General features: G+C 72.3%; 15 protein-coding genes. 5 read left to right on the top strand and 10 right to left on the bottom strand.

The features are described 5' to 3' along the window. The first annotated feature begins 78 nt into the window (after positions 1 to 78). A complete protein-coding gene (locus tag OG709_RS32270; protein WP_250303044.1) occupies positions 79 to 1,584 on the top strand; it encodes a hypothetical protein in 1,506 nt (501 codons plus the stop codon). Here OG709_RS32270 and OG709_RS32265 read toward each other — a convergent pair. Genes OG709_RS32265 through OG709_RS32255 form a run of 3 tightly spaced genes read right to left on the bottom strand, consistent with a single transcriptional unit; the run spans position 1,557 to position 5,709 of the window. Then, entirely contained in the window at positions 1,557 to 2,795 is a 1,239-nt protein-coding gene (locus tag OG709_RS32265) for a hypothetical protein (protein ID WP_266645771.1), read from the bottom strand. The genes OG709_RS32270 and OG709_RS32265 overlap by 28 nt on opposite strands. Then, positions 2,792 to 4,498 (bottom strand): lipopolysaccharide biosynthesis protein, encoded by a 1,707-nt coding sequence (locus tag OG709_RS32260; protein ID WP_250303039.1) that lies wholly within the window; start codon positions 4,496 to 4,498, stop codon positions 2,792 to 2,794. Before OG709_RS32260 ends, OG709_RS32265 begins: the two co-directional genes overlap by 4 nt. Before the next feature lie 5 nt (positions 4,499 to 4,503). Continuing rightward, positions 4,504 to 5,709, bottom strand: coding sequence for a glycosyltransferase (locus OG709_RS32255; protein WP_250303150.1), 1,206 nt, complete (start codon positions 5,707 to 5,709; stop codon positions 4,504 to 4,506). A 181-nt stretch (positions 5,710 to 5,890) separates the two neighbouring features. Between OG709_RS32255 and OG709_RS32250 the strand changes: the two genes are divergently transcribed. Then, complete coding sequence (locus OG709_RS32250) at positions 5,891 to 6,376, top strand: adenylyltransferase/cytidyltransferase family protein (RefSeq protein WP_250303038.1); 486 nt, start codon at positions 5,891 to 5,893, stop codon at positions 6,374 to 6,376. Here OG709_RS32250 and OG709_RS32245 read toward each other — a convergent pair. Together OG709_RS32245 and OG709_RS32240 are read right to left on the bottom strand one after the other, a co-directional pair. Then, complete coding sequence (locus tag OG709_RS32245) at positions 6,336 to 7,058, bottom strand: CDP-alcohol phosphatidyltransferase family protein (protein ID WP_250303036.1); 723 nt, start codon at positions 7,056 to 7,058, stop codon at positions 6,336 to 6,338. The genes OG709_RS32250 and OG709_RS32245 overlap by 41 nt on opposite strands. Positions 7,059 to 7,194: 136 nt before the next feature. Further along, positions 7,195 to 9,234 (bottom strand): ATP-binding protein, encoded by a 2,040-nt coding sequence (locus OG709_RS32240; RefSeq protein ID WP_329168645.1) that lies wholly within the window; start codon positions 9,232 to 9,234, stop codon positions 7,195 to 7,197. A gap of 264 nt (positions 9,235 to 9,498) precedes the next feature. On the opposite strand from OG709_RS32240, the gene OG709_RS32235 reads away from it, so the two are divergent. After that, the gene (locus OG709_RS32235; protein WP_401276732.1) at positions 9,499 to 10,410 is read left to right on the top strand and encodes an SGNH/GDSL hydrolase family protein; all 912 of its coding nucleotides are present in this window, start codon (positions 9,499 to 9,501) and stop codon (positions 10,408 to 10,410) included. An 84-nt stretch (positions 10,411 to 10,494) separates the two neighbouring features. Then, positions 10,495 to 11,064 carry a hypothetical protein gene (locus OG709_RS32230; RefSeq protein WP_250303029.1) on the top strand — a complete coding sequence of 190 codons (570 nt, stop codon included), beginning with the start codon at positions 10,495 to 10,497 and terminating at the stop codon, positions 11,062 to 11,064. Here OG709_RS32230 and OG709_RS32225 read toward each other — a convergent pair. From OG709_RS32225 to OG709_RS32210, 4 genes are read right to left on the bottom strand one after another with little or no spacing between them, the layout of a single operon-like run. After that, positions 11,049 to 12,332, bottom strand: a complete 1,284-nt coding sequence (locus OG709_RS32225) for a cytochrome P450 (RefSeq protein WP_329168643.1) — start codon at positions 12,330 to 12,332, stop codon at positions 11,049 to 11,051. The genes OG709_RS32230 and OG709_RS32225 overlap by 16 nt on opposite strands. Continuing rightward, positions 12,329 to 13,555, bottom strand: coding sequence for a beta-ketoacyl-[acyl-carrier-protein] synthase family protein (locus OG709_RS32220; protein ID WP_250303026.1), 1,227 nt, complete (start codon positions 13,553 to 13,555; stop codon positions 12,329 to 12,331). The genes OG709_RS32225 and OG709_RS32220 overlap by 4 nt, the downstream gene beginning before the upstream one ends. Further along, the gene (locus OG709_RS32215; RefSeq protein ID WP_250303023.1) at positions 13,552 to 13,800 is read right to left on the bottom strand and encodes an acyl carrier protein; all 249 of its coding nucleotides are present in this window, start codon (positions 13,798 to 13,800) and stop codon (positions 13,552 to 13,554) included. Before OG709_RS32215 ends, OG709_RS32220 begins: the two co-directional genes overlap by 4 nt. A 38-nt stretch (positions 13,801 to 13,838) precedes the next feature. After that, positions 13,839 to 14,954, bottom strand: a complete 1,116-nt coding sequence (locus OG709_RS32210) for an SDR family oxidoreductase (protein ID WP_266645777.1) — start codon at positions 14,952 to 14,954, stop codon at positions 13,839 to 13,841. A 485-nt stretch (positions 14,955 to 15,439) separates the two neighbouring features. Between OG709_RS32210 and OG709_RS32205 the strand changes: the two genes are divergently transcribed. Next, positions 15,440 to 17,842, top strand: coding sequence for an MMPL family transporter (locus tag OG709_RS32205; protein WP_250303021.1), 2,403 nt, complete (start codon positions 15,440 to 15,442; stop codon positions 17,840 to 17,842). A gap of 48 nt (positions 17,843 to 17,890) precedes the next feature. Here OG709_RS32205 and tkt read toward each other — a convergent pair whose 3' ends face one another. After that, a complete protein-coding gene (gene tkt / locus OG709_RS32200; RefSeq protein WP_266645779.1) occupies positions 17,891 to 20,071 on the bottom strand; it encodes a transketolase in 2,181 nt (726 codons plus the stop codon). Between the last annotated feature and the right edge of the window lie 64 nt (positions 20,072 to 20,135).

The following is a 20,135-nucleotide window of genomic DNA, read 5'->3' as shown; positions in this document are numbered from 1 at the left end:
ACTGGTTACCCCTGGACGGCGACCCGGCGTCGGTAGACTGCCGCGGGGGGAAACTTCATCAGGGGGCGGGGGCCGACGATGGCGACGGACACGAACGAGGACGTCCGGCCGGGTCCTGTCCGGGCCCTGCCGGTTCCGGTCCCGCGCTTCGCGTCCGCGGTGTCGCCGCGGACCCTACTCTCCCGCGCCCTGTCGGTGCCGCTCGCGCTGGGGCTCTCCCTGGTCCTGCCGGGGATCGTCGCCGTCCAGCCGGGCGACGGGGTCCATGACACCGCGTACCGGCTCCAGCTCGTCCTGACCGTGTACGCGGGTGCCCGGCTGTCCGCGATGGTGCTGACCAGTCACCGCAAGCTGCTCCAGGGGTCGTTCTGGCTCTTCGTCTACATGGCGATGGGGGTGGCGCCGCTCGCCCAGGCCGTGCTCGGCAAGGTCCCCACGCCGGTGGTCGGACCCCGCTCGGACGTGTCCCAGGCGGTAGCGCTCGTCCTCATCGGCTGCGCGGCCTTCGACGTGGGGGCGCTGCTGGCCAGGCACCGGCCGGGCGGCAAGGGACGCGGCGCGACCCGGCCCGCGCTGGTGCACCGCCGCAGGCTGTACCTGCTGGTGGTGGTGGCCTTCGTGTGCAGCGCCGTGTTCATCCTCAAGCTGGGTGGCCCCGCGGTGTTCTTCAGCAGCCGCCAGGAGATCATCGCCGGTATCGAGGAAGCGGGCATCTCGCAGGCCGATTCGCAGGCGGGCCAGGCGTTTCTGCGCGGGTTCGGGACCGTGCCCGCACTGTTCGCCCTGCTGGCGTACACCCGCTGGCTGGTCACCTCGCGGCGGGCCCGCAGATCCCCGGCGGTGATCGCCGTCTGGATCGCGCTCGCCGCGCTGAACACGGTGGTCAACAACCCCATATCCAACCCGCGTTACTGGTTCCTCACCGTCCTGCTCTCGCTGCTGTTCACCGTCTTCCCGGTCAGCGCGGCGATGTACCGCTCGGCGCTGAGCCTGGGGGTGGTGGTGGCCCTGGTGATCTTCCCGTTCGCCGACCGCTTCCGCTACGACGACCAGAACTACCGTCCGGTGGAGACGACTTCGGTGCTGGAGCCGCTCGCGCTGAAGGACTACGACCAGATCGGGATGTTCGCGAACACCATCACGTTCGAGAAGTCCGGGGGCGGCCACCTCTACGGCCGCCAGCTGGCCGGGTCCGTCCTGTTCGCCGTCCCCCGCTCGGTGTGGCCCGGCAAGCCGCACGACACGGGGGTGCTGGTGGGGCAGTGGATGGGCGCGGTCAACACCAATCTCTCCTCCCCGGTCTGGGCGGAGCTCTGGATCGACTTCGGGCCGGTGGGGATGTCCCTCGGTCTCCTCGCGATGGGGTACGCCGCCGCGCGGGTGGACCGCAGATACGCCCGCAGAGCGGTCCGGCGCACACCGCCCGGCAGTCTGATCTCGCTCGTGGTGCCGCTCGTCGCGGGCTATTCGTTCATCCTGCTGCGCGGCCCGCTGCTCCAGGCCTCGGGCCGGGTGGCCATCGCGATGCTCTGTATCGCGATGGTCCTCACCCACCGTCAGGACAGGGGCGCGGTGCTGCGCTGACCGTCCGTGGCCGGTTCGGCCGCCGGGCCGGGCACAGCGACCCGCGCCCAGGCGGCGACCGCCTTCAGCGCGGAGCCCGCGGCCAGGCCCCAGGCCGCGCCGATGGCTCCCCCGACCGCGTATCCGCCGAGCATCAGCACCACCGAGACCAGGGAGAACACCACCTGGAGCGAGAGGGTGGCACGTGGGCTGAGGACCCGCAGGGTGACCAGGGCGCAGGTGCCCAGGGCCATCACGGCGTACTGGCTGCCGGTGGCGGGGAGCAGTCCGGCGGCCGACTGCCAGGTGGCGCCGAGGAGTTGGTGGCCCATCCGGTCGGGCAGGGCGTACAGCACGGCGGCCCAGCCGAACGCCGTCGCGGCCAGGACGCAGCCGAGGACGGCGGCGGCGCGCGCGGTCGCCCGCCGGCCGCCGAGGCGGCCGAGGACGGGCGGGCCGAAGGCGTTGACCGAGTTGAACAGCACGTTGAGCGGGCCGAAGAGGGTCGTGGCCCCGCGCAGCGCACCGACCGCCAGTGGGCTCGCGAAGAGCCCGAGGCCCAGGACGGCCAGCTGGCTGGAGGCGTTGCCGACGGCGAATTCGACGACGAACCGCATGCCGAGGTGGCCGCGCCGCAGATAGCGGCGCACCTGCGTGGCGGCGCCGGTCACCAGCGGTCTGAGCAGCAGCAGGCCGGTCAGCAGGGCCGGCCCGGCGGAGAGGCCCCAGACCGCCACCAGCCGGGCGGGGCTCGCGTGCGGGGGCTGTACGAGCAGGGCGGGCACCACGCAGAGCAGCCGCAGCGCATCGGCGGCGAGCGCGCGGTGCGGCTGCTGCAGCGCGGAGAAGGAGTACCGCAGGCCGTCCTGGAGGAGCACGAAGGGCAGCACGAGGCCCAGCGCCAGGAAGGTGTGGCCGAGGCGCCCGCCGACGACGGCTCCGCCCGCCGCCAGCAGCGCGCCCGCGACGAGCGAGGCGAGGGCGGTGAAGGCCGCGGCGGAGCGGCAGGCCGAGGCGAGCGCGGCGCTGTCGCCCCGTTCCAGGACGACGGCCTGCCCCACGTAGGACATGTTGAGGCCGAGCAGCACGGTGAACGTCAGGTAGACCATCGAGAACGCGGCGAAGCCGCCGGTCGTGGAGACCCGGGCCGCCATCACCAGCACCAGGATGTTGGTCAGGCTGGAAGCTGCCTGGTCCAGTACCGATGCGGCGACGACGGCCGAGCGTCTCACCGGTCTCTCGCCGGGATGGTGCGCAGGGCCATCGTGTCGCTGCCGTCCCCCGGCGGGTACTGCCGAAGCGGCGGGTACGGGACGGAGTTCGCCGGGTCCATGCGCTGCGGCGTGGATCTGTTCGACGAGCGGCCCCCACCGCCGCGATGGCCGGACTTGGCGGCGCCGCGTCCCGGGTGGCGCAGCGCGGAGTGCGTGACCGCGCCGAGCACCGTCCCGCCGGCGCCCGCGATCAGCTCTCTGATCCGGACGAGTTCCGCGCGGTGCACGGCGCGCGGGTCGCAGACGATGAGCACGCCGTCGACCCGGTCGACCAGGGCCAGCGCGTCGGCGTAGGCGAGGACGGGCGGGGCGAGGACGACGACCGTCGCGTTCGGCAGGTCGGCCTCCTCGATCAGCCGGGTCACCCGGGCCGAGGTCAGCGCGCGCGCCACGTTGCGCACCCGCTCACCGGGTACCAGGTCGAAGGCGCCCGACTCCCCGGCGTCGACCTGGAGTTGGCGCGGTCCTGGCCAGCCGGACTCGCCCGGCTGCGGTGGCAGGCTCCAGCCGGGGCGGCTCTCCGCGTTCGCCCGCAGTCTGCCCGTGAGGGAGGGCGTCCGCAGATCGGCCTCGATGAGCAGGACGTCCTTGCCGGTCTCCGCGAAGGAGGCCGCCAGGTTGGAGGCGACGGCCGCAGCCGCTTCGCTGTTGCTGCCGCGGGGCGCCACCACGAGCAGTCGGCGGCGGTCGGCGAACCGCTGGTCGTAGGCGAGCCGGAAGGCGACCGAGCGGTACTCCTCGGCGAGGCGCGAGTCCGCCTGGTCGACGGCGAGCAGCGGGCCTCCGGCGGTGACCCGTGGAAGGGTGCCGAGGACCGGGGCGCGTACCGCGCGGGCGACGTCGCCGGACGAGCGCGGTGCGGGGTCGAAGACCAGCCGGACCCAGGCCGCGAGCAGTCCGAGCGCCACACCGACGGCGCCGCCGACGCCGAGCGAGACGGACAGCCCCAGGCCGTTGGACGAGGTCGGCGGGACCGCCTTGACGATGACGGTGCCCGCGGTCATGTCGAGCGCGTTCAGGCTGGCGATCTGGCTGGTCAGCGTGGACACCTTGTTGGCCAGGTCGTCCCTGCGGGCGATCGAGGACTCCGAGGCCGAACTGCCCTGGTTCGCCAGGGTCCTGGCGAGGTCCTGCTGCTCCTTCGCCATCGGGTCCAGCTGGTCGCGGGTCTTCTTGATCATGCTGTCCCGGAGATCGCCCCACTGCTTCTTCCGCAGATCGAGGTAGGCCTTCGTGACGGCGTTGGCACGGCGGGCGGCCTCTTCGGGCGTGGTCGCCGTGTAGCTGAAGTGCAGCACCATGGTCTGGGGCGGGTTGGTGACCTGAAGACCGTGCTGGAGGGAAGCCAGTTGGCTGTCGGGCAGCCCCAGCGCCCGCGCGGCCACCTCGGCGACGCTGCTGCTGCTCGCGGTCTGCCGCTCGGTGCCCATGTTGATGGTCTTGTCCACCGAGACCGCGGGGTTGAACGGGTCGTTGGTGGGCGCGCGCAGCCGGATGTCGCTGGCGGCGGCGTAACTGTCCGCCGAGGTCACACCGAGCCACGCGCCGCCGAGCAGGCCGATGCCGATGCCCGCGCCGATGAGGCGGCGGTAGCGCAGCAGTTGCCTGAACTGGTCTCTGAGCAGATCCGGTTCGTCGTCCCGCGCCGCGGAAGCATGCATGTCCGTCACCTGACTGGACCCCCCAAGGCCTCGTCGATCAGTGCGTCGATCCGCGCCAGTCCCTCGTCCCTCGACAGGTGGGACGCGACGTGGCGCGGCCCCTCGGCCCCCAGCGCATCGGCGGTCACCGGATCTCCGGCGAGTCTACGCACCGCTGTCAGCAGGGCGTCCGGATCTTCGGGAGAAACCAGCACCCCGGCGCCGGAGCGCAGTACTTCCTGCGCGGTGCCGCCCGCGGCGGCCACCGACGCCACCACGGGCCGGCCGGACGCGAAGTACGAGGTCAGCTTGGACGGGACGCTCATGTCGAGCACCGACGCCCGCTGCGTGACGGCCAGTATGTCGGCCGCCGCCAGAATGTCCGGGAACTCACCTTCCCCGGCGGGTGGCAGGAAGACCAGATTGGGTACGTCGGCCGCGAGCCTGCCCAGCGTCTCGCGCTGGTTTCCTTCCCCCATCAGCACGACCCGCAGCGCCGGATCACGTCTGGCCGCCTCGACGAGGACCTCAAGTCCCTGTTTGAGACCCATGTTCCCGGAGTGCAGGACGACGGTGTCGGTGGCCCGCCAGCCGAGCCTGACCCGGCTCTCCTCACGGGGGCGCGAAGGGCCGGGGACGTGGTTCCAGTTGGGTACCAGCCTGATCCGGCCGGGGTCGACGCCCATCGCCCGTACCTTGTCGACGAAGGTCTCGTGGATGACACCCACGAGGGCCGCCCGCCGCAGGGCGTACGACTCGGCCCGCTCGGCGAGGGCGGCGGCGCGGTCACCGCCGCGTATCCCGCTCTGCGCGGCGGCGGCCCCCATCAGGTCCTGCACGACCGGGACGTACGGCACCTTCCAGCGGGCCGCCATCCGCGCCCCGAGCACCCCTCCGGCGAGGCTGGGCATCTGCGCGAGTACGGCGTCCGGTCTGCCGATGCCGGGTGGCGCCGCGAGACCGTGCAGCAGGATCGTGCCCTCGAACAGCGCGCGCCGCACAGCGGTCTGCCGCGGCGGCACGCTGTGCCGCCTGCGGTGCACCCGGACGCCGCCGCGCTCCTCGGTGCGGCGCCAGGCACCGGCGTACGCCGGGTCCGTCGACCACGCGGGGTAGTGCGGCATCCCGGTCAGTACATGGGTCTCGTGACCGAGTCCCGCCCAGTGTTCGGCAATCTGCGTCGCGTACGGGCCGATACCGGCATGCTCGGGCGCGTAGTTCGTGGAAACCAGCAGCAGGCGGCGCTGCCGTCCGGCCGACTCGTCGATACGTCGCGTCTTTACCACGCGGCGGTCCCTTCCCCCAGAGGTGAACCCATTGTCACCCCCATCGTTCACTCAACCTGAACGGAATGTGCACGCTATCGTCGATACCTTCCACACCGGGGGGTGTGGCTCGCAGGGGGGTTCAGTCATGACAACAGGCAAACCGTACCGGGTCGGATACGCGCCCGGCGCCTACGATCTCTTCCACATCGGACACCTCAACATCCTTCGTCACGCGCGTAGTCGGTGCGACTACCTGGTCGCCGGAGTCGTGTCCGACGAGATGGCGGAGCGGGCCAAGGGGCGCCGTCCGATGATCCCCCTCGTGGAGCGGCTGGAGATAGTACGCAGCGTCAAGTACGTGGACGCCGCCTTCGTGGAGACCGTTCCCGACAAGGTCGAGACCTGGAAGCAGGTCCGCTTCGACGTGCTGTTCAAAGGGGACGACTGGCGGGGCACATCGAAGGGCGAGAAGCTGGAGCAGGACTTCGCCGCCGTCGGCGTCGAGATCGTCTACTTCCCGTACACGGTGCACACGTCGAGCACCCAACTGCGCCGCGCGCTCGACGTACTGGCGCAGCCCGAGGCGCCGTTCAGCGGGGAACTGCGTTCAGTTCCCGGAACCACTTCATGAGGAAGGCGGCCAGGAAGAGCACGCTGAAGCAGGCGAGCACCGTATAGGCCCAGCGGAATCCGGTCCCCGCCCCGAGCAGCAGGAACACCAGGCAGAAGATGCCGTGGTCGACGGGCAGCAGCGCCACCGCCCGCAGGGTGGACGGCGCGGCGGCGGGGCTGCCGGGTACGGGGCGCGGTTTGAGCTTCTCGGTGAGCAGGCCGCCGAAGAAGGTCACCACCGCGGCCCACTGGAATCCGAGCGGGACCAGCAGCCAGCTCTCGTCCGTCGCGCCGAAGTGTTCCGGGTGGCGGTAGAAGGCGATCAGGACGGCGGCGTGCAGGGCGGTGATCTTCGCGCAGTCCACCACATGGTCCAGCCACTCCCCCGCCGGGCTGCCACCGCCGCGCAGCCGGGCGAGCTGCCCGTCCGCCGAGTCGAAGGCGAACCCCAGGAACAGGCCCAGCCACACGGCGAACCCCAGCCCCCAGGACGGCTCCCCGACCATGACCGCGGCTATCGCGGCGAAGCTGAACGCGGCGCTCACCAGGGTGACCTGATTGGGAGTCAGCCCCAGGCCGTGCGACACCGCAGCCAGACAGCGGCCCACCGGACGGTTCACGAAGCGGGAGTAGAGCGACACTCCCTTGGCCGACTTCTGCGCCGATCGCAGTTCGAGCAGCGCGGTGCCCACGGTTCCCATGGCCCCCCCAGGTCATCTGTGCACAAAGTGTGAACATCATGGCAGGTGTACGGCCGCCCGCAAGACCGCGCCCGCCGATGATCCGGGGATGCCTCCGGCCGATGGGCGTGTCCGGCCTCTCTCTGCCGGACACGCCTCAGGGGAGGGCGAGTTGACCGTCGAGTGCCCGCGCGAGTCCGGACGCGGTACGCACCGAGGCGCCCCGCTGGAAGGCCTCGGCGTAGGCGTCGTCCCCGATGACGGCGCGGGCGCTGCGTTCGCACTCCTCGCGCACCGGGCCGAGCTCCGGGGTGCCGCGCTGCGGGTGGCCGACCGTCCGCCAGTACGCCTGACTCGTCCCGAAGACCAGGGCGGCCCGTTCGCCCTTGCCCTGTGCGGCGAGGGCGGCTGCGAGCAGGTCCAGCCCGAGGGCGATCCCGAACGCGTCACCGATCCGGCGTTTGCCCGTGAGCATCGCCCGCGCGTGGTCGGCCGCGTCGTCGGGCCGGTCCTGGAAGAGCGAGATCAGCGAGAGCTGGTAGTCCGTGTAGGAGCGGGTCCACCAGTCCCCGGTCCGCAGGCACGCCGTGCGCAGGGCCTCCGCCTCCTGCCGGGCCTCGGTCAGCAGACCCAGGCCGGTGAGGGCGAACACCTCGACCAGTCGGCACTTGCGCCGGGACGCGGACGTCTCGTCGGTGTCCCGGCCGGGGCCGGGAAGCCGTACGGCCACGGTGTGCGCGGCCAGCGGGCGCCCTGACATCAGATGGCTGAGGCCGAGAAGATAGCCCGCCGCGAACGACATCTCCCTGTCGTTCTGCTGCTGTGCGGCCTCGTCGCACTGCACGCCGAGTTCGTGGGCGAGGTCGTGCTCACCCTGGAGCAGGGTGGCGACGCCCAGCGCCCACAACGCCCTGCCGCGGTACGGACCGGGCCGTGGATGCAGCGCGAGGGCCCGCTCCAGGTAGCTGCGCACCTCGTGCAGATGGCCGCAGCAACTCCAGAAGAAGCCGACGAGTCCGATCAGTTCGAGGGCCCGCTCGGTGTCGGTGACCAGCAGCCGGTCCATCGCGGTGCACAGATCGGTGTGGACATCGGCGATCCGCTGGTACCAGGAGCTCTGTTCGGAACTCAGCCAGCCGGCGTCGGCCTCACGCGCGACGGCGAGGCAGTGCGCCGCGTGGAGGTCGGAGAGCGCCGCGCTCTCGCCCAGTTCCTCCAGCCACAACCGGCCGTACTCCCTGATGGTGTCCAGCATCCGGTACCGGGCGCCGTCCCAGGTCAGTACGGACTTCTCGACGAGCCCCTCCAGGGCCCGGTCCACGGTCTTCCCGGACAGGGGGCCGCCGGTGCAGACGGCGCGCGCGGAGTGTTCGTCGAACCAGCCGCGGAAGACGGACAGCCGCGCCCACATCAACCGCTCCAGCGGCTCGCACAGTTCGTGGCTCCACCCGATGGCGGTCCTGAGCGTCCGATGGCGGGGTGCCTGCTCCTGTCCGCCCTCGACGAGCGCGTCGAAACGGGAGTTCAGCCGCTCGGCCACCTGCTCTGCCGAGCGGGCCCGGAGCTGGGCCGCAGCCAGTTCCACGGCGAGCGGGATGCCCTCCAGCCGACGGCAGATGTCGGCGGCGGCCTTCGCCGTGCCCGGATCGGCGAGGGAGAGGCCGGGTGCGGCGGTGGCGGCGCGGTCGGTGAACAGGGCGAGCGCCCCCTGGTCGCCCTCGACGGGAAGGGGTTCGACGGCCACCGTGTGTTCGCCGCCGACACCCAGCGCCTGACGGCTGGTGACCAGCACAGTGAGCCCGGGGGCCGAGGTGAGGACGTCCCCCACCAGGCTTCGGCAGGCGTCGACGAGATGTTCGCAGGAGTCCAGCACCAACAGCCCCTGCTTGTCCGTGAGCCACTCGCAGAGTGCGTCCACCTGGCTGCGCGCCGTGTGGTCGGAGAGCCCCACCGCGTCGGAGACGGTGGCCAGCAGCAGCCGTTCGCCGGAGAGCGGGGAGAGATCCGCCCACCACACCCCGTCGGGGCAGTCGGGCGCCGCGCGGCTCGCCGCGCGCAGCGCGATGCGGGTCTTGCCCACCCCGCCGATCCCGGTGAGTGTGATCAGCCGGTACCTCGCGAAAGCGCTCCGCAGATGGTCCAGCTCGTTCTTTCGCCCCACGAGACTCGTGGTCTCGGTGGGAAGGTATGCCGCCACGCGACCAGTTTCGCGCACCTGCCCGGCGGTGGGGTACCGCCCCCGGGTTCCCGGCGGGAGGAACCCCGGTTCACCGGCGCCCGGTTGACGGCCCGGCCGGTGTGCCGGGGGCCGTTCGGGGGCGGGCCGTGAAAGGTCCGGCGGCTCGGGTGGCGCGACCGGTAGCGTGCTCGGGCGGGGCTCCGGAGTCCACGGCCGGCGGGCAGCCGCCGCCACGGACCACCCCGGCAGTCACCACCGCACCGACAGCAGCCGGGAGAAGCAGTGAACTCTTCGTACTGTCAGGGGACTTCACCCGGTGTGCGCCGGTGGTTCGGGGCGGCGCTCGCGCTGGTCGCGCTGGTGGGGTCGGTCGCGGTGGCCGATACCGGGTCCGCGAGCGCGGACGCCCCGGCCCGGCAGGTCTATGTGGCGCTCGGCGACTCGATGGCCTCGGGTCCGCTCGTACCGCCCGCGACGGGACCGCTCGCCTGTGGCCGGTCGGCCCGTAACTACGCGCATCTGCTTGCCGCTCGGCTGAAGGTCGACGCATTCCGCGACGTGACGTGCGGCGGCGCCCGGACCGGTGACCTGACCGCCCCGCAGCAGCTCTCCGTACTCGGGGCGGAAGCGGGCACGGTCCCGCCGCAGTTCGACGCGCTGAGCACCGGCACCACGCTGGTGACGCTCACCGTCGGCGGCAACGACGCCGGGCTGGTCGGCGTCGCCGGGAACTGCGTCCGGCTCACCCCCTTCGGGACCCGCTGCGAGGACGCGTACGTCCAGGACGGCGTGGACCAGGAGGCCGTCCGTATCGATGCGCTGGGGCCCGAGCTCGCCGCCGTGCTCGACACCATCCGTGAGCGCTCCCCACGGGCCAGGGTGCTGGTCACCGGCTACGGCGCGTACCTCCGGCCGGGAGGCTGCTGGCCGGTCGTCCCGGTGCTCGGCGGTGACGCCGACTGGCTGCAGGGAAGCATCGACCGGATGAACCGGGTGATCGCCGCGCAGTCGGCGGCGCACGGCGCCGAGTACGTCGACGTGCGGACACCCGGCAAGGGGCACGACGCCTGCGGGGCACCCGGCGTGAAATGGATCGAGGGCTTCGTCCCGACCGCGCCCGCCGCACCGCTGCACCCCAATGCCCGCGGTGAGCGGGCCTACGCCCGCCTCATCGGCGACCGCATCGGCACCTGACCGACGCGCGCCCCGGTGCTCGGCCCCCGGTACGGGGACGGATCCGCTGGCCGTCGCACAGGTCCATCGTCCATACTGCGCACCGTGGAACAGCAGACAGGTCCGAACAGCCCACCCGTGCACGGCGCCGCGACCGATCCGGCGTACGTCCCCGGCCTCATGCCCGCACCCCGGGACTCGCCGTCGGCCGTAGCGGCGCCGCCGGTCGACGACGAGGCGGCGCCGGAGGACTCCGTGCCGCGGGACACACCGCCCGAAGAGGCGTCACCGGAACAGGAGGCCGCCGGGTCCGAAGGCTCCGAACCCGAGGCCGATGGACCGGACGCCGATGGACGCGACGCCGACGGGCCGGGCGGCGACGGGGCCGCCGTGGTCGACGGACCCTCGTTCGAGGTCTCCGACCGCCGTTCGGCGATCATCGCGAACCACACCGGCGTGCTGCTCCGGCTGGACGACCAGGAGGCCGAGTTCGAGTGGAGCGAGATCGGCGCCGTCGAGTTCGAGACGTCCAAGTACGGGCGGCGGCTCACCGTCTACGTCCACATGCCCAACCGTCACACCTACCAGGCCGATGTCGCGGCGGACAGCCGGGACGGTCTCAAGACGTGGGCGGCGCAGCTCGACGCGGTCCTGGACGCCTACTTCGAGGAGTGAGGGACCCGTCCCGGTGGCATCCGGTGTCCGCCGCCGGGGTCCGCGGGAAGGCTGTCCAGCCGGCGCAGACACGTGCCGTGCCAGGTGAGTTCGCCCGCGGTGTCCGCGAGCCCCAGTCCGGGCAGCCTGCCGAACAGCCCGGTCAGTGCGGAGTGGACGAGCTGACGTCCGAGCGCCGCGCCCAGGCAGTAGTGCGGTCCGTGCCCGAAGGAGAGATGGCTGCCCGGCGCGGCACGGTGCGGATCGGCGCGCAGCGGGTCCGGCCAGAGTCCTGGGTCGAGATTCGCCGCGAGCAGCGAGGTGACCACCACGGCGCCGTGCGGTAGCGGGACGTCCGCGATACGGCACGGCTCACGGGTGAATCTCCATCCGGTGTGCTGGAACGGCGGGTTGAGCCGCAGGATCTCCTCGGTCAGTGCCGTCGTGGGACCGGTGTCGTGGCTGAGGCCGTGGCGGACGTCCGGGCGCCGCACGGCCATCAGGGTGCCGGCCGGGACGACGGTGGTGAGCGAGTCGACCGTGCCGATCAGCAGCATCCCGATCATCCCGGCCAACTCGGCGCTGGAGATCTCTCCGGCCCGCTGGGCCCGGAGCAGGGCGGTGGCCGGGGTGGCGGCCGTGGAACGCCGGGCGACACCGATGACGTTCAGGACGGTACGGGAGAAGGCGCGGTGCGCCGCCCCCGCGTCCTCGGCCGCCGGGTCCACCGCGCTGGCGGCGAGAGCGGCGGTCACCGCCGGAAGCCGCCGGTCGGCCGGGATGTCGAGGATCTCGCCGACCGCGGCGCCGGCCAGCGGCAGGGCGAAGTCGGTGACGATGTCGATCCGGTCGCGGTCGGCGAGGTCCTCGATGATCCGGGCCGTGCCGCACCGCAGCCGCGCGGCCATCGACGCCACCGCGGCGGCGCTGAAGTAGGGCGCGACGATCCTGCGGAGTCTGCGGTGGCGCTCCCCGGAGGCGGACAGCAACTGTGGCGCGTGGGCGAAGAAGTCCTCCGGGTACCGGCGGTCGGGGAAGCCCTGCACGGGCGTGCCCACCTCGGCGATGTCGTTGGTCAGCCGGGGGTCGGTGAGGATGCCGCGCGCCAGCGCGGGCTCCGTGGCGGCCCAGGCGCGCAGCCCCCCGTTGAGCGTGACCGGGCGCAGCGCCGGACCGCCCGGTGCCGCCAGTCGTCCGGCCGCCGCGTCGAATCCCCGCTCGTACAGGGCCGGGCAGCCCAGCGGTACCGGCTCGGGCACCGCACCGGCGGCACGCGACGAAGCGTTCATGCGGAGGTGAAGACCAGGGCGGTGTTCTGGCCGCCAAAACCGATGGACGTACTCGCCACGGCGTCCATCCGGTGGCTGCGCGGCACTTTGGTGACCACGTCGAGGTCCACCGCGGGGTCGAGCCGGTCGAGGTTGGCGGTGGGGTGGATGGTCTGCCGGGTGAGGCTCAGGACGCTCACCACGGCTTCGATCGCTCCGGCGCCCGCGATGGCGTGCCCGATGACGCTCTTGGTGGCGGTCACGGGCGGGGGCGTGCCGAAGAACGTACGCAGGGCTTCCGCCTCGCTGATGTCGTTGGCCGGGGTGGAGGTGGCATGTGCGTTGACGTGGCCGATGTCGCAGGGTTCGAGTCCGGCTCCGGCGAGGGCCGTGCCCAGCGCCTGCACCGTGCCGCGCCCCTGCGGGTGCGGGGTGGTCCAGTGGTGGGCGTCGCAGGTGGTGCCGTATCCGGCGAGCTGGGCGTGGACGGTCGCCCGGCGGGCCCTGGCGTGCCGGGTCTCCTCCAGGACGAGGATGCCCGCGCCCTCGCCCAGGACGAAGCCGTCGCGGTCGGCGTCGAAGGGCCGGGAGGCACCGGCGGGGTCGTCGGACCTGGTGGACAGGGCGCCCATCCGCCAGAAGGCGCCGGCGGCCAGCCGGGAGGATCCCGCCGACTCCGCGCCCCCGGCGATGACGATGTCGCAGGTCCCCGAGACGATCAGGTCGTGGGCGAGTCCGATGGCGGTGGCACCTGACGCGCAGGCCGTGCTGACCGCGAAGTTGGGCCCGGTGGCCCGGCAGTCGATGGCGATCTCCGCGGGGGCCATGTTGGGCATGCTGCGGGGCACATCGGTCGGTGAGAGCGCCCGGTAGGCGCCGCGGGCCAGATGTTCGTACTCGCGGGTGGCCGTGTCCTGGCTGCTGGAGCCGACCCCGATGACGACACCGACCCGGCTGCCGTCCCAGGTCCCGGTGTCGATGCCGGAGTCCGCGAGGGCTTCCCGCGCGGTGACCAGCGCGAGGTGCACGAACCGGTCGGTGCGCCAGACGATGCGGCGGCCGATCGCTTCGGTCGCGTCGAATCCGGGGATCCGGCAGGAGAAGCTGACCGGCATGCCGGTCAGCCTCGGGTCGGGTGCGGCGGTGGAGAGGCCCTGGCACAGGCCGGACCACCCGGCGGACACGCCCACACCCGCGGGGGTCGTCATCCCGATGCCGGTGACCGAGACGGAGCGCCGGGTCATGACCCGGCGGGCGCGGTCGGTACCAGCAGGGCCAGTGCCTCGGCGGCCTGGGCCAGGGTGGCCTTCGGCGAGAAGGCCCCTTCGATGTCCGGGAATTCGAAGCCCAGTTCCTCCTCCAGGACGACGACGGTCTCCGCGAGGGCGAGGGAGTCCATGTCGAGGTCCTCGAAGGTGGTGGCCGGAGTGATCTCTGCCGGATCCAGTCCGAAGTGCCGGGAGATGACGGCGGTGATCCGGGTTTCCATCGAAACGCTGATGATTCCTCCTCTGATTGGTGGCCGCGTCAGCGAGCCATGACGGGTGGGGCGAGAGCGGCATCCAGATAGGAACTGTCGACCGGGGCCGGTGGCACGGCCAGTTGACGCCGTTCCAGGTCCTGGAGACTGGTGCGTTCATAGCTGCGGCGCAGCCCGAGGTAGGCGGTGGCCTCGGCGCCGTACCGGTCCAGGGCCCGCTCCAGACCGGTGGGCTCCGGCCGGTCGGGGACCAGCGTGAGGCGCAGGCGCGGTACGGACCGCTGCAGCGCGTCGTTCACCCGGGCGACCGGGGTCTCGGTGGGATGCACGATGTGATGGACGTGCACGCCCGGCCCGGACGGCTGTTCGGCCAGCCGCAGCATGCCCCGGGCCGCGTCGTCGACCTGCAGCAGATTGATACGGGCGTCGGATTCCCCCAGCAGCCGGACCGTCAGGCGACCGGTGGCGTCCCCCGCGGCGGTGGACAGCTCGGCCGCCGCCCGGGAGCCGGTCCGGAGGAACAGGGCGAGTTTGGCGGCCAGGACCGCGTAGGTGTGCTGCGGCGCCAGCGGCAGGGCGGTGCGGTCGCTCAGCAGGACGCTGGGACGGAAGATCCGGACGCCGCGGCCGGTGCCGCGCGCCCAGGCGTGCACCAGGGTCTCGGCGCGGTGCTTGGACTCCTCGTACGGCGTCAGGAATCCGCTGTGCGCCGTCAGTTCACTTTCGGGCACATGGCCTTCGAGGCGGGCTCCGGCCACGAAGGCGGTGCTGACGTGGAAGAGATACGGGCGGCGCGTACCCGCGGTGGCCAGCGCGAGGATCTGGCGGGTGCCCTCCACATTGGTCCGGTGGAGGTCGTCGGCAGCCCCGCGCAGTTTGGTCAGGGCGGCACAGTGCCAGACGGCGTCCACGCTGTCGGCGACCGTACGGAACTCGGCCCGGGACAGGCCGAGTCGGGGCTGGTCCAGGGTGACCTGGACGGCCCGTACCTGGCGGGGTACCCGTCGCACGGTCTCGTCCGGGGCACCGGCCGAGCGCAGTGCCAGCGCGAGGGAGGCCAGTGCCCGTTCCGGTGGTCTGCGGACCAGCGCCACCACCTGGATGCCCCGCGGCAGCATGTGCAGCAGAAGATGCGAGGCGAGGAATCCGGTGGCGCCGGTCATGGCGACCGTGGATCCTCCGGAGCTCCCGTACGGAAACGCCGTTGCCTGTTCGGCCGGGCCTACCACATCGGACATGAAGCACATTCACTTTTCTTCGCTGACTTCAAAGCTGACTTCAAAGCTGACTTCAACTCGCCCGGCAAACGGCTCAGTTCACGGGAGAACAGAAACGTATCCCGGCCCGCGGCCCCCGACCCGCCGGAACAGGGAACATCCACACCAACGAGGGACTTCTCCGTTTTACGGATTTCCTTCACGCGAGGGGAGGTTCAGCCACTGCACCTGGCTCTGATGCCTCATGTCGGCCCACCCGTGAGAGGTTCCGCCGAAATCGGCCGTGCCGGAATCCGGTGCCCCCTCGTTCCCTCTGTGCATCCCCTCCCGTGAAATTCCTTCCCCTCCGGTGTCTTCCCTGTTCGGGGTCTTCGCGGAATTCACAGCGGATCCGGGGGAAATTTCCGTAGACGAACGAGAGGGACATCGGCGTGCGCGACACATCGGCCCCGCATCCACCCGCTCCGGCCCCCGGCGGTCTGAACGGCCTGCTCGCCCTGGCGGGGCGCCTCGCCGTACGGCGGCGGAGCGTGGTGCTGCTGCTCGCGGCGGCCCTGACACTGCTGTGCGCACTGGCGGGCCACGACGTCAGCGGGCGCCTGGTCAACGGCGGGTTCGTACCCGATTCCGCACCTTCCGCCCGCGCACAGAGAACCATGGAGTCCTTCGGCGGCGGCGCCCCCGGCTTCGTCCTGCTGGCGCGCACCAGGGGCACGGTCGACGCGCCGGAGGCCCGGCGTGACGGCGTACACCTCGTCTCCCGGCTCCTCACCGACCCGCAGGTCGTCGGGGTGGACTCCTACTGGACCGGCTCGGTGCGTCCCCGCCGGGCGGCGCCGGCCGGGACGGATCGGGCCGCGGACGCCCTGGTGCGGGCGCTGCGCACGGCGGACGGGCACACCGCGGTCGTGCTGGTGCGGCTACGCGGCAGCGCGGGCGGGACACGCGCCGCGGTGGACCGGCTGCTGCCGGAGGTCACCGGGGTCCGGGGTCCGCTCCGGGTCGACGCGACCGGGCAGGCCGCAGCCCTCAAGGACCTGGAGGACCAGAGCGAGAAGGATCTGCGTACGGCCGAACTCATCGCCGCACCGGCCGTGTTGCTCCTGCTGCTCTGGGCCTTCGGCAGTCTGTGGGCGGCGCTGCTGCCCCTGGCCGTCGGCGCGGTGGCGGTGGCCGGGGCGCTGGCTGTGCTGCGCGCGCTGACCACGGTCACCGAGGTATCGGTGTTCGCGTTGAATCTCACGACCGCCGTGGGCCTGGCGATGGCCGTCGACTACAGCCTCTTCCTGGTGGCCCGCTACCGGGAGGAACGCGCCGCCGGGGCGTCCCATGACGCCGCGCTGCGGCAGATGATGACGACCGGTGGCCGCACCGTCGTGGTGTCCGCCGCTGTCGTCGGGGCCGCCCTGGCGGGGCTGTTGGTCTTCCCGCTGTACTTTCTGCGGTCTCTCGCCTGGGCCGGGCTGGCTGTCGTGGCGCTGGCGGCCGTCACGGCGCTGCTGCTGGTTCCCGCCGCGCTGTCCTGTCTCGGTGAGGACCGGGCCGGCACCGACTGGTTCGCCCGGCGGCGGTTCCGGGGGGCGACCGAGCAGGGGCGCTGGTACCGGCTGGCCGTGCTGTCGATGCGCCGCCCGGTCGCCGTCGGTGTCGGGGGGCTTCTGGTGCTGGCCGCGCTCGCGTTGCCGTTCCACCGCGCGGTCTTCGGGCTCAGCGACGAACGCGTGCTCCCTCCCACCGCCTCCGTGGCCGGTACGGCGCGGGTCCTGCACGCGCAGCTGCCCTCGGTCACGGGCTCCTCCACCGATGTCGTACTACCGCGCTGGCAGCCCGAATCGCCCCGGCGGCTGAGCGAACTCGACGCCTACGCACGCCAGTTGTCCGCGCTGCCCGGCGCCACCGGGGTGCGCACCGTCACCGGGGTCTACGCGGCCGGGCGCCCGGTCCTGAGCTGTCCGGCCCACGCCACCGACCCGGCGGCGGTACGGGTCACCTGCACCGACCTCGCCGCCCGGCACCGCGCGGCGGCCGGGACCTGGGTCGCGGTGAGCGGTCCCGCGTCGGCGTACGGCCCGGCGAGCACCCGGCTGACCCGGGACATCCGCTCCACCGGCGCCCCCACGGCGGTACGTCTCGCCGGGCCCGCCGCGGAACTGGCCGACATCAAGTCCGCCATCGCCGGCCGGCTGCCGTACGCGGCGGGGCTGGTCGCCCTCTGCACACTGGTCCTGCTGGCCCTGTTCACCCGCAGCCTCTTCCTCCCCGTGAAGGCGCTGGTGATGAATCTGCTCAGTCTCACGGCGACCGCGGGAGGCATGGTCTGGATCTTCCAGGACGGTCATCTCAGGTTCCTGGTGGGCGACTTCACGGTCACCGGCACCATCGACCTGCTCACTCCGATGGTGGCGATCTGTCTGGCTTTCGGGCTGTCCATGGACTACGAGGTGCTGCTGCTCTCCCGCATCGGCGAGGCACACACCCGGACCCGTGACACCGCTCGGGCCACCGCTGCCGGACTTCAGGCCGCCGCACCGCTGTTCACCGCCTCCGCCGCCGTCGTCATCGCGGTGCTGCTGGCCCTGGCCTCGGCCCAGATCACGGTGATCAAGCTGATCGGTGTCACCGTCGCGCTGTCGCTGCTGATCGACACGCTGCTCATCCGCCCGCTGCTGGTGCCCGCGGTGATGGCCCTGGCGGGCCCGGTCAACTGGTGGCTGCCGTCCCGGTTCCGGCGGGAGCGGCCCGCCGTCCCGCCGCCGGTTGTTCCCGCACCGGCGTCCGCCGTCGGCACCGCACCCGGCGCGCCGCTCGACGACCGGACCCCGCAGGCCCGGTGAGGTACCCGCCGGGGTTCGGCGCGGCGTCCACGGACGCGTCGTACACGTTCAGCTCCGGGCGGTGTCCGCGGCGGTGATGCTCTCGCGCGCCGCCGCGGACACCGCCTGCGGGGTGATGCCGAACTCCTCGTACAGCCGCTGGTAGTCCGCCGAGGCGCCGAAGTGCTCCAGGCCGACGATGCGTCCGGCGTCGCCGACGAAGTCCCGCCAGCCCATGCCGACCGCTGCCTCGACGCTGACCCGGGCCCGCACGTCCGGCGGCAGGACCTCGTTCCGGTACGCCTCGGGCTCGGCGGCGAACCACTCCTGGCAGGGCATCGACACCACCCGGGCGCCGATGCCCTGACCGGCGAGCAGCGCCTGCGCGTCGAGCGCGATCTGCACCTCGGAGCCGGTGGCGATCAGGATGACGTCGAGGCTGTGCGGCGCGCGCGGCTCGCGCAGTACGTAGCCGCCACGGGCCGCGCCTTCGGCACCGGCGTGGGCGTCCGGCCCGCGGTCGAGGACCGGCAGGCCCTGGCGGGTCAGTACCAGTCCGGTGGGCCGGTCGCCGTGCTCCAGGATCGTGCGCCAGCACACGACGGTCTCGTTCGCGTCTCCCGGCCGGACCACGTCCAGACCGGGGACGGCCCGCAGCGCCGCGAGGTGTTCGACGGGCTGGTGGGTGGGTCCGTCCTCGCCCAGGCCGATGGAGTCATGGGTCCAGACGTAGACGACCGGCAGCTTCATCAGCGCGGCCAGCCGCACGGCCGGGCGCATGTAGTCGCTGAAGGTCAGGAACGTGGCGCCGTACGGGCGGGTCACTCCCTGCAGCGCGATGCCGTTGAGGACGGCGCCCATGGCGTGCTCACGGATACCGAAGTGCAGGGTGCGGCCGTAGGGGCCGCCCTTCCACAGTGCGGTCTGGCGCTCCGTCGGCAGGAACGACGGTTCGCCCTCCATCGTGCTGTTGTTGCTCCCGGCCAGGTCGGCGGAGCCGCCCCACAGTTCGGGGAGGACCGGCGCGAGCGCGGTGAGGACCTCACCGGATGCCTTGCGGGTGGCCATGCCCTTGGCGTCGGCCGGGAATCGCGGCAGGGCCGCGGTCCAGTTCGCGGGGAGTTCCCGGCGCTGCAGCCGGTCGAACAGCGCGGCCCGCTCCGGTTGTTCGGCGCGCCACGCGGCATAGACCTGCTGCCATTGCTCGTGGGCTTTCCGGCCGCGTTCCCGGGCCCGTCGGGTATGGGCGACGACCTCGTCCTCGACGCTGAAACTGTCGGCGGGGTCGAAGCCCAGCAGCCTTTTGACGGCGGCGACTTCCTCGTCGCCCAGTGCGGCGCCGTGTGCCTTTCCGGTGTTCTGCTTCTTGGGCGCGGGCCAGCCGATGATGGTGCGCAGGACGATCAGGGACGGCCGTGAGGTCTCCGCCCGAGCGGCCTCGGTGGCGGTCAGCAGTGCGTCGACGTCCTCGACGTAACGGCCGGTCGCGGTGAAGTCGACGTGCTGGACGTGCCAGCCGTAGGCGGCGTAGCGGGTGCCGACGTCCTCGCTGAAGGAGACGTCGGTGTCGTCCTCGATGGAGATGTGGTTCTGGTCGTAGAACATGACCAGGTTGCCGAGTTCCTGATGACCGGCGAGCGAACTGGCCTCGGAGGAGACGCCTTCCATCAGGTCGCCGTCGGAGGCGAGAACGTAGATGTGGTGGTCGAACGGGCTGGTGCCGGGCTCGGCGTGGGGGTCGAACAGGCCCCGCTCGCGGCGGGCGTCCATGGCCATGCCGACCGCGTTGCCCACTCCCTGGCCCAGCGGTCCGGTGGTGACCTCCACCCCGCGGGTGTGCCCGAACTCCGGGTGGCCGGGGGTGAGCGATCCCCACGTACGCAGCTTCTCCAGGTCACCGAGTTCCAGCCCGTACCCGGCGAGGTAGAGCTGGATGTACAGCGTGAGGCTGGTGTGCCCGCAGGACAGCACGAAGCGGTCGCGGCCCGGCCAGCGGTCGTCGGAGGGGTCGTGGCGCATCACGTTCTGGAAGAGCAGATAGGCGAGCGGCGCCAGGCTCATCGCGGTGCCGGGGTGGCCGTTCCCGGTCTTCTGCACCGCGTCCGCGGCGAGCACCCGTACGGTGTCGACGGCCCGCACGTCGAGCGCCGACCATCCGGCGCGGACGGCCCGGGGTGGCGCCAGCGACGGGTCACGGCCTGCCGGTGCGAGGGCCTGCGAAGGGGCTCTGCCTTGCGGGTGCTCGGTCATCAGGGGAGATCGCCTTTCCGCCGCGTCGCATGTGGTGAGGTGAGGCTCGCTCGTACCGGAAGCG

This window comes from Streptomyces sp. NBC_01267, from assembly GCF_036241575.1.
In the GTDB taxonomy this organism is placed as follows: domain Bacteria; phylum Actinomycetota; class Actinomycetes; order Streptomycetales; family Streptomycetaceae; genus Streptomyces.
Note: the sequence above shows the minus strand (reverse complement) of the source record. Positions and strands in the feature narration are given on the sequence as shown.

Coding starts and splice junctions, on each gene's coding strand:
- OG709_RS32260 (WP_250303039.1), bottom strand. CDS start 4,498: ATGCATGCTTCCGCGGCGCGGGACGACGAACCGGATCTGCTCAGAGAC.
- OG709_RS32245 (WP_250303036.1), bottom strand. CDS start 7,058: ATGGGAACCGTGGGCACCGCGCTGCTCGAACTGCGATCGGCGCAGAAG.
- OG709_RS32270 (WP_250303044.1), top strand. CDS start 79: ATGGCGACGGACACGAACGAGGACGTCCGGCCGGGTCCTGTCCGGGCC.
- OG709_RS32250 (WP_250303038.1), top strand. CDS start 5,891: ATGACAACAGGCAAACCGTACCGGGTCGGATACGCGCCCGGCGCCTAC.
- tkt (WP_266645779.1), bottom strand. CDS start 20,071: ATGACCGAGCACCCGCAAGGCAGAGCCCCTTCGCAGGCCCTCGCACCG.
- OG709_RS32210 (WP_266645777.1), bottom strand. CDS start 14,954: ATGACCGGCGCCACCGGATTCCTCGCCTCGCATCTTCTGCTGCACATG.
- OG709_RS32215 (WP_250303023.1), bottom strand. CDS start 13,800: ATGGAAACCCGGATCACCGCCGTCATCTCCCGGCACTTCGGACTGGAT.
- OG709_RS32225 (WP_329168643.1), bottom strand. CDS start 12,332: ATGAACGCTTCGTCGCGTGCCGCCGGTGCGGTGCCCGAGCCGGTACCG.
- OG709_RS32220 (WP_250303026.1), bottom strand. CDS start 13,555: ATGACCCGGCGCTCCGTCTCGGTCACCGGCATCGGGATGACGACCCCC.